The following is a 14379-nucleotide window of genomic DNA, read 5'->3' as shown; positions in this document are numbered from 1 at the left end:
TTTATATTTATTTGTACATGAGTTCTAATTCGTTTTGAATTTCACTACTTTCCATGAATTCATCATATGACATTACTTTATCCATTACTCCCTTAGGTGTAATTTCAATTATTCTATTTGCAACAGTATCAACTAGTTGATGGTCATGAGATGTAAATAACATGGTTCCAGTGAAATTAGTTAATCCATTGTTTATAGCTGTAATAGATTCTAAGTCTAAATGGTTAGTAGGTTCATCTAATATTAATACATTAGCATTGCTAAGCATCATTTTAGAAAGCATACATCTAACCTTTTCTCCACCTGACAGAACGCTAGCTTGCTTAAGAGCTTCTTCTCCTGAGAAAAGCATTCTACCTAAGAAGCCTCTAATAAAGCTTTCTGCCTTTTCTTCTGAAAATTGTCTAAGCCAATCAACTAAGCTGCAATCTACATCGTTAAAATATTCTGAGTTGTCATTTGGTAAATAAGCTTGAGATGTAGTAATACCCCATTTAAACTCACCACTATCTGCTTCCATTTCGCCCATTAATATCTTAAATAATGTAGTTTTAGCTAATTGATCTGTGCCTGTGAAAGCAATCTTATCCCCTTTATTAACTATAAAAGTTACATTATCGAGAAGTTTTACTCCATCCACAGTTTTGCTAAGATTTTCAACTCTTAATAAATCATTTCCTGCTTCTCTTTCTGGCTTGAATCCAACAAAAGGATATTTACGAGAAGAAGGTTTTATATCATCTAAAGTCAATTTATCTAATTGCTTTTTACGAGAAGTAGCCTGTTTTGCTTTAGAAGCATTAGAACTAAATCTAGCAATAAAGTTTTGTAAATCAGCGATTTTTTCTTCTTTTTTCTTATTTTGATCTTTAGCCATTTGAAGAGCTAGCTGACTAGATTCATACCAAAAATCATAGTTTCCAACAAATAATTGGATTTTACTAAAGTCTATGTCTGCAACATGAGTACATATTTTATTTAAAAAATGTCTATCATGTGAAACAACTATAACAGTACTTTCAAAATTTAATAAGAAATTTTCAAGCCAAGTTTTAGATTTTACATCTAAATGGTTTGTAGGCTCATCCAGTAATAGAATATCTGGTTTACCAAATAAAGCTTGAGCTAGCAATACCTTAATTTTTTCTGATCCTGTTAGTTCCTTCATTTTTTTACTTTGAAGGTCATCTTTTATTCCAAGTCCCATTAAAAGAGTTGAAGCTTCTGATTCAGCTTCCCATCCATTAAGTTCTGCAAATTCACCTTCTAATTCTGAAGCTCTAATCCCATCTTCATCAGTAAAATCTGCTTTTGCATATAAGTCATCTTTTTCTTTCATTATTTCAAACAGTCTCACATGTCCCATCATTACAGTTTTAATAACTTCATGTTCATCAAACTCAAAATGGTCCTGCTTTAAAACTGCTAATCTTTCCCCTGGTGTAATGATTACTTCTCCTGTATTTGGTTCAAGTTCACCTGATAATATTTTAAGAAATGTTGATTTACCAGAACCATTAGCTCCAATTAATCCATAACAATTACCTGGTGTAAATTTTATATTAACATTATCAAATAACTTACGTGCACCATATCTTAAACTTACATTGCTTGTACTAATCATATATTTATAAATACCTCCATATACTAAATAATCCATTGTAATCGAAACTACCCGACCATTATACCACAAGGAATGAAAGTAGGCTAATACAATTTATTATTGCAATCAATAATTTTCCCTCTAGAAATATCCTTTTGGTGGATTTCTATATTAAAATCCTTTTCATAGCTTTTAATAAGGTCCAGTTCTCTTTCTACTGCTATAGATAGAGCAAGGCCTGATTCACCCATTCTGCCTGTTCTACCTACTCTATGTAAGTAATCCTTTGAGTTTTCTGGTATATCAAGATTGAATATGTGTGATACTCCATCTATTTGAAGCCCTCTAGCTGCTAAATCAGAAGCCACTAAAAGTTGGATTTTCCCTGCATTGAAATCCTCAATAGCTTTTTTCCTATTAACTTTTTCAGAGGTTCCATGAATCCCTTCCACCTTTAATCCATGATAGCTAAGCTTTGAGGTTGTAATCTCCACTTCATCGCTTTTGTTTATAAATATTATTGCTTTTTCAGGATTTGTAGCACTTATAAGTTTCCTTAAAAGAAGTAACTTATCCCTCTTTTCCACTACAAAATATATATGTTCTATGTTTTGGTTCACAAGGCTTTTTGAACCTACTTTTATTACTTCTGGGTCATTCATTAAAGTTTTAGCAATCTCTACTGTTTTAAGTGATACTGTAGCTGAAAATAACATAAGTTGTCTATCTCTAAGAGTAGTTTTTATTATAGACCTTACACCTTCTATATTATCCTCATCAATCATTCTATCGCCTTCATCTATTACTATGGTTTTTACCCCGTGAGATTTAAGTTTCTTCATGGTAATAAGTTCTAAAATCCTTCCAGCAGACCCAACAACTATATGTGGTTTTTCCTTAAGAGCTTCTAGTTGTCTTTTGATGTTAACATTGCCTATTATACTAGTTGATTTTACCAAAGAAGCTGAGTTCTCCGATAACAATTCTACTTGCTTATGTATTTGCATTGCAAGCTCATGAGTAGGTGCAAGTATAATTGCTTGAATATCCTTGGATGTAACATCTATCCTTTGGAATATAGGCAATAGGTAAGCTAGTGTTTTACCTGTACCAGTTTCCGATTCTCCTATAATGTCTTTGTTTGCAAGTCCCAGTGGAATAGCTTTTATTTGTATTTCTGTAGGGCTTTCAATCCCCTGCTTTTTCAAACCTTCAATAAGGTTTTCTTGTAATCCTAATTCACTAAATATTTTTTCCATACTTTCTCCTTTTTCCTAAGAAATTTTATTGTTATAGTGCTTAAATATAGCTACTTTTATAGCTAAATAATCTATTGCCTTTGGCAATGCATCTTTAATAGGTTTTAATTTTGAAGCTCCAATTTTTTCTATGACTTCAACAATAAGTGCTTCGTGATCTTTTGGAATAAAATCATCTAAGTTAACATCAAAGCCTTCATAAGCACATTTTAAAATGTGGTCTTGTACTGTAACGCTTTTTAATTCTCTTTCGCTGATTATCTCTTCTATAGTTTTCCCTTGTTTATACATGTTATAGGTAATAACATGGCTAGGAACCTTATCATTTTCTTCGCTTTCTTGCATAATCGCACATTCTACTTTTTCATCCCCATATGTTTCTTCATTATATAGTATTTCTGACTTAAGTTCTATATTATTTTCTTTCATATAGTTTTTAATAGCCTCAATAAATTCTCCCCCATATTTATTAAGCTTAGATTCTCCTACACCTTTGATATTAATCATTTCTTTCTCATCTACTGGAAAGTATTCGCTCATCTCTCTTAGTGTACTATCTGTAAACACAATATATGGTGGTACCTTTTCCCTCTCTGAAATCTCTTTTCTAAGAGCCCTTAGAATTTCAAATAATCCAGAATCCTTAATTGCCTTGGTTTTCTTTTTCTCAATCTTTTGATATACCTTTTCCTTATTTTTCAAAACCGCCACTGCTTTATCTTTTAAACGAACCACTGGGAACTGCCCCTCTGAAAGCAAAAGATAATCTTCTGCAGTAAGCACGTTTATAAGATCTCTTATCTCCTTAACAGTGTACTGTTTTATTATTCCATAGGTGGATAACTTGTCAAAACCAAGGTCTAAAACCTTTTTATTTTTTGATCCGCGAAGCACTTCTGCAATTAATGATGTACCGTATCTTTCCTTCATCCTAAATATACAAGAAAATATTTTTTGTGCTTCAATAGTTATATCTACAAGTTCACTTTCATCATTACAAGTGCTACAATTGTCACATTTATCTTGGACATTTTCTTCACCAAAGTATTCTAAAATATACTGCCTAAGACATCTAGATGTGTGTGAATAATCCACCATAGCTTGGAGCTTTTTATATTCATTTAACTTTCTTTCAGGCGAATCCACACTTTGTTCCATAAGGAACTTTTGAAGCAAAACGTCTGCTGCAGAAAACAGCAATATGCATTCACTAGGCTCGCCATCTCTGCCTGCACGGCCTGCCTCCTGATAATAAGATTCCATGCTTTTTGGCAAATTATAATGAATTACGTATCTAACATTTGATTTATCTATTCCCATTCCAAAAGCATTTGTAGCTATTATAATACTTATATCATCATACAAAAACTTTTCTTGATTTTCTCGTCGCTCTTCATCACTAAGCCCCGCATGATACTTTCCAGCTTTATATCCTTTCTTACGCAAAAGTTCATAAAGATTTTCACTTTCTTTTCTTGTGGCTGTGTAAATTATTCCTACTGAGTCCTTATTATCTTCAACGTATTTTAATACGAAATCTCTTTTGTTTTCTCCACGAATAACATTAAAATTCAGGTTTTCCCTATTAAAGCCTGTTACATAAACATCTGGGGTTCTTAATTTTAATAATTTTATAACATCTTCCTTTACCACTTGAGTTGCTGTGGCAGTAAAAGCTGCTACAATTGGTGTTTTGGTTAGCCTTTTTATGAAACTAGAAATTGCTGAATAACTAGGTCTAAAATTATGCCCCCATTGAGATACACAATGAGCCTCATCCACTGCTACAAGTGGTATTGTTAATCTATTTAACATACTACAAAAGACTTCTGATTCTAATCTTTCTGGTGCAACATAAAGAAGTTTAAACTCTCCCTTTGAAGCCTGATCTATTCTTTCGCTAACCTCACTTGCACTTAAGGAGCTATTTATATATGCAGCAGCTATCCCTACACTATTTAAGGTATCTACTTGATCCTTCATTAGAGATATAAGCGGAGATATTACAAGGGTTACCCCTTCAAACATTAGAGCAGGTATCTGATAGCAAAGTGATTTCCCTGCCCCCGTAGGCATTATAGCAAAAGTATCTATCCCACGTGTTATACTCTCTATTACATTCTCTTGCCCTTTTCTAAAGTTATCATATCCAAAATGTTTTTTTAATTTTTCTTGTGCTTCACATAACATATATTTACCTCTCTTATACGGAATAATTCCTTATAATAGTATAAGGCGCATTTAAATAAATAACAAGTCAGAGGATGGTCTGTTTTTTTGACTGACACAGAATTCCCTTTATGCCTTTAATCCATTATTTATTTTGGTCAATTTTATGATATTTAAAACATACTTCCATTTTAAATAAAATAAAAAAGATTCAGTCCTTTATCCTAAAGCGAGCTATAAGATAAAGGATTAAACCTATAAAGTAACTTATGTAAAATATAGTGTTTTATTGTTTTCAAACATACCTAAGGAAACTTAGCAATTTTTTAATTCTAATACATTTTCAGCTGTGGTTAAAACCTCTTTAAATGAAAAAGGTTTCGTAATGTACTTATCACACAAAGCTTCTAGTCCTCTATTTTTATCCTTCTCCTGTCCCCTAGCTGTTAATAGTACTATATAAATATCTGAAAGTTTAAAATCCCCTTTAACTATATTACATACCTGATACCCATTAATTTCAGGCATCATAATATCTAAGAATACCAAATTAGGTTTTTTGCTTACTATTATGTCCAAAGCTTGTGCTCCATCTTCTGCCAAAAGTATTTCTACTCCCTGCTCTTTAAATCCTTCTAATATTTCCTCTAACAATAACCTATTATTAACTTCATCATCCACTATTAGTATACTTTTCATCTATACCCCTCGTTCTAATCTATAATAATTTGCAAGACAACTTATTAAAACAGCTTTAAATGTAACGCTGATTTAATATTTTCATAGTTGTTAATATTACATGTTAAGTACTTTTTTAAAATCTTTAACATAATGTCTACTTACAGGCACTTCTTCTTTCCAGTCTTCAATTTTGAGCACGAAAGTGCTGTTAAACCATGGGACTATTTTATAAATTTTATCTAAATTAACTAAATAACTTTTATGACTCCTAAAAAAATTATGATTAATCAATTTATTTCCCAATTGGCTTAATGTATATTGTGTTGTAAAAGTAGCTTCTTTAGTTAATACAAATACCTCTTTGTTTAACACCGTGCAATACAATATATCATTTGGGTGAACGAGAAAAATGCATTCCTCTTTCCAAAGTGGTAACTTTTTTATACCCTTAATTGCTGCTTGTTCTGGAAGCACATTATTATAACAATAAGAAGATATATTTTTATTTGAATTATATCTTTCATATATTTTATCCATTGTAAGTTCTAGCCTTACCTCTGAAAATGGTTTTAAAACATAATCAATGGCATTCATTTCAAAAGCCTTTATAGCATATTTATCAAATACTGTTGCAAACACAATGCTCACCGGAAAATCCATCTTACATATTTCTTCTGCTAGGGTAAACCCATCAAGCTCTGTCATTTCTATATCTAAAAACACCACTTCTGGTTTTGATTGTTTTATAAATTCTAATGCAGCTAAGGGATCTAAATACTTCCCTATGATTTCTACTTCACTATTTTTGCTTAAAATAAAGCTTAACTCATCTAAAGATAACTTTTCATCATCTACTAAGACCACCCTTAACATACAAACCCCACCCATATTTAAATTTCATCTTAATAATAAAAGCAAAATATACTATATTATTTGCTCATTATTTTTTATATGTAACTTTTACATTACAATTCTACTTCACCATGTAAATCTTGTCAATTTAATGTATAATTCTAACTTCATAGGAAATAAGTTTGATATTTAAAAAGCTATTCACATTTTATATTTTCTATTGGTATATGTAGCATTATACAAGTCCCCTTGTGCAATTTACTAATTACTTCTACCTTTGCATTATATAAATCATTAAATTGAACCTTTGAGGTCGCAAATGATCCATAATTTTTATCATTTAGTATTTGCATTATTTGATTTTCTTCCATTCCTACGCCATCATCCTGAATTTTTATAGCTATCTCTTCTCCATCCCTCATAACAATAAAAGTTACTGTTCCTCCTTGATTCTTTTTTAGAATTCCATGATTAACTGCGTTATCTATTAAATTGTATAGTGAATTTTGGGGAATTAAGAAGTTTATATCTTCTTGGATATCATATCTAACCTTTAATCTTTCTCCAAACCTAATCTCTTGAATATATAAATATGCTTTTATACACTCGATTTCTTCATATAGAAATACACCTTCATCTGCTACATTAAAGTTAAATCTCAAGTAACTACTAAGTTCTAATACAACCTTCCTAGCCTTTTCAGAATCATCTCTACAAAGTGATAATATACTATTTAAAGTATTAAACAAGAAATGTTGATCAATGTAATTTATTTGCTTAGATTCTTTTTTAACCTTTATATTATTTAATTTATTTTTTTTATTTAATTTCAAATTTTCTCTCCTTTAAAACATTTATGCACAGATTATTATGCATGTAATAGATATTTAAAATATTCATTTTTTACCTTTAGTAATATATCGTTGAATTTTTTGTATACCTTAGTAAAAAAAGTACTTTATTTTTAGTTATCAATAAACTTTTATACACTTCTACTAATAATAGATAAAGTAATCTATTTAATCTAAAATTATAATATTTACCATTAACTACTGGACATTTTCATATTATTACTCTACTATTAATTAAGAGAATTTTATTTGGCATATAAAAAATAGTTTATTTAATAACCTATTATTTTTTTTGATATGCTTAAACTATAAAGGAGGTTTTAAATTATGGCAGCTGCTCATTCATTTGACATAGTCTCAGATGTAGATCTACAAGAAGTAGACAATGCAATAAACCAAGCATTAAAGGAAATTAAACAAAGATACGACTTTAAAAACACTATTACTGAAATCACCTTAGTTAAAGAAGATATTAAAATAGTATCGGATGATGATTTTAAATTAAAGTCAGTTATAGAGGTTCTTACAAGTAAATTAATTAAAAGAGGTATATCAGGAAAATCATTGGACTTAGGTAAACAAGAACCTGCTACCTTAGGAGCTGCAAGGCAAACAGCTAAAATTGTAAAAGGTATTTCTACAGAAAAAGCTAAAAAAATAATTGCAGAGATTAAGGCTAGTAAAATTAAAGTTCAGGCTCAGATTATGGATAACCAACTAAGGGTTACGGGTAAAGATCTTGATGATTTGCAACAAGTAATGGCTTTAGTAAAATCAAAAGATTTTGATATCCCTCTACAATTTACTAATTATAGATAGTTACACAACTAAGTGTTAGTACAGTTTTTAATGTACTAACCTTTTTTTGTTATTATTAATTCGTACTTTGCACTATACAATCAACTATATTTTCAGTCCTTAACATCTTACACTATTTACACAGCATTATAGATATTATGTTATTTAATAAATGCTGCATGCTATAAATGTCAATTATAATGCTATGAAAAGTGACATTTCTTAATATCCTTTTTGCATAATACGTAAAAAATTGTTAACATTTATTATTTTTATTAAATTTTTTAATAAACCTATTGACTTATTATGTTACTTTTGCTACAATTTAATTATAAATAAGTCGAAAGATGTTCGAGGAGGAAATTAAATGAAATCAACAGGTATTGTAAGAAAAGTGGACGAACTTGGAAGAATTGTTATTCCAATAGAATTGAGAAGAACTTTGGATATAGATATCAAAGATGCTTTAGAAATTTATGTAGATGGTGAGCAAATAATCCTTAAGAAATACGAGCCAGCTTGTATTTTCTGCCAAAACGCAAGAGACGTTGTAAATTACAAAGGTAAAAATATTTGTAAAGACTGTCTTGCTGAATTAGGTTCAGGTAAATAAATAAAAAGATTTTGTTTTTGCAAACTGTAGTATGCAAAAACAAATAAAATGGATATCCTATATATAGGATATCCATTTTATTTGTTTTTATGTCCTTAATCTAAATTCACTGCAACATTTTGAGCAAGTTACAATAATTTTACCCTTTCCCCTTGGCAATCTTAACTTTTGCGAACATTTAGGGCAATTAGTAACTATATACTTTCTTTTTTCATTTAATTTTTTAAAAAACTTACTCTTTGTAATTTTAATATTATTTAATTTCAACCTTTGCTTAAAATCACTGATTTTATAATAAAAATTTCTCTCCATATTTTCAAAAACAAACTTTTGGTTATCTCGCCCTCTTACATTTGTTGATTTGTTTCTCAAAATTGAATAAATGATAAGTGCTACGCCTAACGCCCATGCATACCCAGTTATTAAAAATAACATCCCTAGGATTATTGTTGTTTTTGAAAATCTATCCCACCCATAAAATATTCTAGAAAATTTACCATACATTTATGCAATTCCTCCTATTACTTCCTAGCTAGAAATCAATTATTACTATTTAAGTATCCTTTTAATCTTATATCATATTCTAGCATGATAAAGCTTAAATCATTATTAACTTTCTGTAAAACATACTCAAAATAACTCTACATAATAAATACATATAAGTATTTATTTAATTGACTTGCTAAACATTAGAGTATATAATTATTCGTGAGACGAAATATATAATTTTCGTTATAAGTAACAAAATAATTACTAATTATTTTGTACTAAAACTAACTGAAAGTGGGCTAAAATATGGATAATAATAAAGATTATGATGAACATATAGTAAAAATTGAATTTTTATTAAGAAAGGTATGTTTTGGTATTAAAAAAAGGGGTAGAACAATTCTTGATGATTATAAAATTACTCCTCCACAATTTGACGCTCTTCAATATCTAATACACAATGGAGAATTAACAATAAGTGATCTTAGTTTAAAACTTTTCCAAGCTCCTAGTACTATAACTGATTTAGTCGATAGAATGGAAAGTAGTGGACTTGTAGAGCGAACACGAGATATTAAAGATAGAAGAGTAGTTAGGGTAAGTGTTTTAAAAAAGGGTTACGATATTATTGATAAGGTGCTAGATGAAAGATGTAAATTTGTGAATGAAGCATTAAAATCAATAGATTCTAATGATAGAATAGAATTCATTAAATATTTAGACGTAGTATATAATTCTTCATTTTGTTCTGGTGATAATTAAATCATCACCTGCGATACTGCAATATTAACAACTATATATGAATTTAGAGGTGTAATCATGATAGATGTATTAAGGGGACTTTTTAGTAATAGGCGGGAACTTTCCATTCAAGAGCATAATATTAGGTACTATGTTTTAAATGGAATACTGTTTAACATAGTAGTAAATTTGTACAAGCCGTTTGCCGCCAAATTTATATTTAGGCTAGGTGGAACTGAATCACATGTCTCTCTATCCACCTCCCTACCTGGTCTAATAGCTGTATTTGTTACAATACCTGGTCTAATTATGATGAGCAATACAAGTGATAAGAAAAGGAATATGATGAGGTTTTTTTTAGGTAGTAGGCTATTTGTCTTATCCTTTGCCTTTATTCCCCTCTTACCAAGTGCAATGCAACCTATGTCTTTTGTAATTCTATCTAGTTTAATGAATTTTCCTGAATCTGTATCAGCAACAGCACTACAAAGTTTTTCCGGTGATATCTTTCCAAGCGATATTCAGCCTACAGCAATATCGGCTAGAAATAAATTCTCTACATTAGCTCAGATTATTAGTGCATACATAATAGGTATAGTACTTAAAAACTTTGGAAGTTCAGGGGATAACATTATTAAGGTATATCAAATATTTTTTGTATTAGCCTTTATTATTGGCTTGTTTGAAATATATACCTTTAGCAAAATTAAGGAAACCTCTTGTTCTACTAAATTAAATATAAACTTAAAGGAATCATTTTCAGAGATATTTTCAAATAAGCAATTTAAAATTTTTCTTGTTTGCTCGTTGCTTTTTCATTTTGGCTGGCAAATGGGGTGGCCATTATTTAATATTTATCAAATAAAATACTTAGGTGCAGATGAATGGTGGCTTACAATCCTTAGTATAACCTCTGCTATAGTAATGTTTTTCAGTTTTGGTTACTGGAAAAGACTAATTCATAAAAAGGGTAACTCCTTTGTTATGTCTACTGCTACCCTTGGAATGGCAGCAACTCCAATACTTTTCGCATTGTCTCCAAATCTATACATAATTACAGTAACAGGGTTAATTACAGGATTTTTTACTTCTGGCACTATCACTGCATTACTTACATTACTTTTAGAAGTAACACCATCCAAAAATAGAATCTTATATATTGGGGTTCATGTAACTTTAACGAGCATTACATTATTTTTAGCACCCACCCTAGGAGATTTTATTCTTAGTCACACAAGTATTTATTTTGCTTTATGTTCTTCAGCTTTCTTTAGATTCATTGGTAGCATTGCTTTCTTTATCAGAAATAAAAAAATAACTCCTAGTCTAAACTAGGAGTTATTTTTTTATTTGTAAAAATACATACTTATCTTTTTAAATTATTTAGCCAATTGCATAAATTGCAGAATGTTCATTCCATATTTGCCCTCTTTTGTCGAAACTCTTTATTTTTTCATTTTAGTTCATATTTATATTAAAATTTAAAAAATTCTATTGACTATTTGTGTTATTGTTGTTATTATTATATTAAGAAATAAGTCGAAACACATTATCGAAACCATCACAAAAGATTAAACTTATTTCGACATAATCTAATAAAGATTATATTGTCCCAAAAACAAAAGATAAAAAGGAAACTACTTATATCTTATATTTTTAGTAATATTCATGATTATCAGTTGCAACATATGTACTAGTAAAAATAAAATTTATTGTACTTGTATATGCAGAAATCGATATAGATGTATTCGTAGCAATTAAAAATAATTAGTTTCCTTTCCTTTATCCCCCCCAAAAGTATTCTATAGCTAGATTTTAATTACTTAAATATAAAACCTTGAGCAATTGCTCAAGGTTTTTAATATTGTTTATATTTATAATCTATTATTTGAAAAATTCCCAAACCCGTTTTTTTGCCTCAGTATGATTATTTACTTTTTCGTAGTAATCCCAAGCCCTCGGGAATAGCCTTTTGTATCTTTGGTGAAGAAATCTATCATCTATTAAGAGTACAGTCCCTCTATCCTCCTCGGTTCTAATCACTCTCCCTGCAGCCTGTAGTACTTTATTCATACCTGGGTACATATAAGAATACTCATAACCACAATTGCTTTTATTATCATAGTATTCTTTAATAATTTCCCTTTCAAAGCAAATCATAGGAAGTCCTACACCAATTATTATTACACCAATCAATTTGTCACCTTTTAAATCAATGCCTTCTGAAAATATGCCACCTAGAACTCCAAAACCTAAAACGTCATTATTTTGGTCATCATTAAAACTTTGTAAAAAAGCTTCCCTATCCTCTTCTGTCATAAAATTAGTTTGAATACTTAATTTAATGTGTGGGTATTTACACACAAACAAATTACAAACTTCATTCATGTACTTATAGGAAGGAAAAAACACCATATAGTTCCCCTTCTTACTGCTTACTACAGAATATACGTACTCCACTATCTTTTCATAGCTATTCTCTCTATATTTGTATTTAGTAGAAATATCATTAGCTATCATTAGATTAAGATTCTTTGTGTCAAATGGCGACTCTAAGGTTAAGTGATAATCTTCCTTCTCCCCACCCAAAATTTCTTTGAAGTACAATAATGGTAGTAACGTTGCAGAGAAATACACAACAGACTTGGCTCTTTGGGATGCTTCTTTTAAAAGCTTAGATGGGTCCAGGCAAAATATTTTTAACACAACGTCATCTTCTATACTTTCTACATAGGTTACATATTTATCGTCATAAAACTCAGCTATTCGCATAAAACTCAAAGAATTAAAGTACAATTCTAAAAAATTATCATATATCTCTGACTTTTCATTTTTAGTGAGCCATACTTCTAATAATTTAGTAACATTATTAAGAATACTATATATATCTTTGGGATCTAAATTCTGTTTATAGTATCCATCTTCGCTACACATCTTTTTCATATTAACCATAAAGGTGTTTAGTTTACTTATAGCTTTGTATATTTTATCATCCTTGCCTTTTATATCTCTTTTCAATTGCAAAAGTGGTTTTTTATGAATCTGCGCAGAAAACATTTCCCTAGCTCTGTCTACCAAATTATGAGCTTCGTCTACCAAGAAGGTGTAGTCCCCACTGTTATCCACAAAGAACCTCTTTAAATAAACCCTAGGATCAAATGCATAATTATAATCACATATAACACAGTCAGACCATAAAGTTAAATCCAAGGAAAATTCAAATGGACATATATTATACTTATTAGAATAAGTTTCAATTATTTCCCTACTAAATGTAGTTTCATTTTTTAAGACATCGAGTAAAGCTTCATTAACCCTGTCGAAATGTCCTTTTGCAAATTTACATTGTTCCGGGTTACAGGCACTCCCTTTACTAAAACATACTTTATCCTTTGCTGTTATTGTTATAGTCTTAAATTTAAGTCCAGCTTCTTTCATTTTTTCAAAAGCATCCTCTGCAACTTGTCTTGTTATAGTTTTAGCTGTTAGGTAAAAGATTTTAGAAGTATATCCCTCTCCCAGAGCTTTAATTGTAGGAAACAAGGTAGATATAGTTTTACCTATTCCAGTGGGTGCTTGCACAAATATTTTCTTTTGCTTTTCCACAGTCTTGTATACAGAAACTGCAAGTTCTCTTTGCCCGGCTCTATAATTGTCAAAAGGAAATTTCAAGTCTTTTATGGTATCATCTCTCTCTTCATTCCACTCTTTAGTAATATTTGCCCATGTGAAATAACTAAAAATAATTTCGTCAAAAAAATCTTGAAGCTGCTCAATAGAAAAAACCTTAATGAACTGCTTAACCTTTTCAGTACTTATCTCGTAGTAAGTCAATTGAACATTAACCTGTTTAAGATTATTTTGTACCCCATATATATATGCATAGCATTTGGCTTGAGCCCAGTGAAGGCTATTATAATCCTCACAAAGCAGCTCTAAATCCTTAGTAACTGTTTTTATTTCATCTATTGTGACCACTTTATCTTTTATTAGAATGCCATCAGCACGACCCTCGATTACAATTGTGCCTCCATTTTGCTCTACTTTATGTCTTAAGCTTACTTCAGATAAGTATTCCTCTCCAAATATTATAGAATACCTCTCTCTGTTTTCCTTTTGCAACTTCTGATGCGCTTTAGTACCTTCTACTGCTCTATTACTTCCCATAAATCTCATATCCAAGTCCCCAGAGCGAAGTACAAATTCAACCAAGTTACGCACAGATATTTTTATATCTTTATTTTTCCCCATAAGTTTACCTCTTTTGATAAGTCACATGAAAATAACAAAATTGTACCTGGTCTATTTATTTTCATGTGACTA

The 14379-nt window shown here is 30.0% G+C and carries 12 protein-coding genes; 4 read left to right on the top strand and 8 right to left on the bottom strand.

The features are described from left to right. Nucleotides 1-7: 7 nt before the first annotated feature. From LGK97_RS07695 to LGK97_RS07670, 6 genes are all read right to left on the bottom strand, one after another. Nucleotides 8-1624 (bottom strand): ABC-F family ATP-binding cassette domain-containing protein, encoded by a 1617-nt coding sequence (locus tag LGK97_RS07695; protein WP_226259174.1) that lies wholly within the window; start codon nt 1622-1624, stop codon nt 8-10. Nucleotides 1625-1707: 83 nt separating this feature from the next. Then, nucleotides 1708-2862, bottom strand: coding sequence for a DEAD/DEAH box helicase (locus LGK97_RS07690; RefSeq protein ID WP_226259173.1), 1155 nt, complete (start codon nt 2860-2862; stop codon nt 1708-1710). Nucleotides 2863-2877: 15 nt separating this feature from the next. Then, a complete protein-coding gene (gene recQ / locus LGK97_RS07685; RefSeq protein ID WP_226259172.1) occupies nt 2878-5052 on the bottom strand; it encodes a DNA helicase RecQ in 2175 nt (724 codons plus the stop codon). 294 nt (nt 5053-5346) lie between these two features. Then, a complete protein-coding gene (locus LGK97_RS07680; RefSeq protein WP_226259171.1) occupies nt 5347-5730 on the bottom strand; it encodes a two-component system response regulator in 384 nt (127 codons plus the stop codon). A 96-nt stretch (nt 5731-5826) separates the two neighbouring features. After that, a complete protein-coding gene (locus tag LGK97_RS07675) occupies nt 5827-6585 on the bottom strand; it encodes a LytR/AlgR family response regulator transcription factor (RefSeq protein WP_226259170.1) in 759 nt (252 codons plus the stop codon). 176 nt (nt 6586-6761) lie between these two features. Further along, nucleotides 6762-7397 (bottom strand): sensor histidine kinase, encoded by a 636-nt coding sequence (locus tag LGK97_RS07670; RefSeq protein WP_226259169.1) that lies wholly within the window; start codon nt 7395-7397, stop codon nt 6762-6764. A 345-nt stretch (nt 7398-7742) separates the two neighbouring features. On the opposite strand from LGK97_RS07670, the gene LGK97_RS07665 reads away from it, so the two are divergent. Continuing rightward, nucleotides 7743-8234 (top strand): YajQ family cyclic di-GMP-binding protein, encoded by a 492-nt coding sequence (locus LGK97_RS07665; protein ID WP_226259168.1) that lies wholly within the window; start codon nt 7743-7745, stop codon nt 8232-8234. Nucleotides 8235-8580: 346 nt separating this feature from the next. Continuing rightward, on the top strand, nt 8581-8826 hold the full coding sequence (locus LGK97_RS07660; RefSeq protein WP_125004371.1) for an AbrB/MazE/SpoVT family DNA-binding domain-containing protein: 246 nt from the start codon (nt 8581-8583) through the stop codon (nt 8824-8826). 87 nt (nt 8827-8913) lie between these two features. Here LGK97_RS07660 and LGK97_RS07655 read toward each other — a convergent pair whose 3' ends face one another. Next, the gene (locus LGK97_RS07655) at nt 8914-9330 is read right to left on the bottom strand and encodes a hypothetical protein (protein ID WP_226259167.1); all 417 of its coding nucleotides are present in this window, start codon (nt 9328-9330) and stop codon (nt 8914-8916) included. 291 nt (nt 9331-9621) lie between these two features. Between LGK97_RS07655 and LGK97_RS07650 the strand changes: the two genes are divergently transcribed. Then, a complete protein-coding gene (locus LGK97_RS07650) occupies nt 9622-10077 on the top strand; it encodes a MarR family winged helix-turn-helix transcriptional regulator (protein WP_226259166.1) in 456 nt (151 codons plus the stop codon). A gap of 57 nt (nt 10078-10134) precedes the next feature. Further along, nucleotides 10135-11391, top strand: a complete 1257-nt coding sequence (locus LGK97_RS07645; RefSeq protein ID WP_226259165.1) for an MFS transporter — start codon at nt 10135-10137, stop codon at nt 11389-11391. A 549-nt stretch (nt 11392-11940) separates the two neighbouring features. On the opposite strand, the gene LGK97_RS07640 is transcribed toward LGK97_RS07645, so the two are convergent. Continuing rightward, nucleotides 11941-14307, bottom strand: coding sequence for an ATP-dependent DNA helicase (locus tag LGK97_RS07640; protein ID WP_226259164.1), 2367 nt, complete (start codon nt 14305-14307; stop codon nt 11941-11943). Between the last annotated feature and the right edge of the window lie 72 nt (nt 14308-14379).

It is taken from the genome of Clostridium sp. CS001, from assembly GCF_020443565.1.
Taxonomy (GTDB): Bacteria; Bacillota; Clostridia; order Clostridiales; family Clostridiaceae; genus Clostridium_AD.
This window is presented reverse-complemented; position numbering and strand designations above follow the sequence as displayed.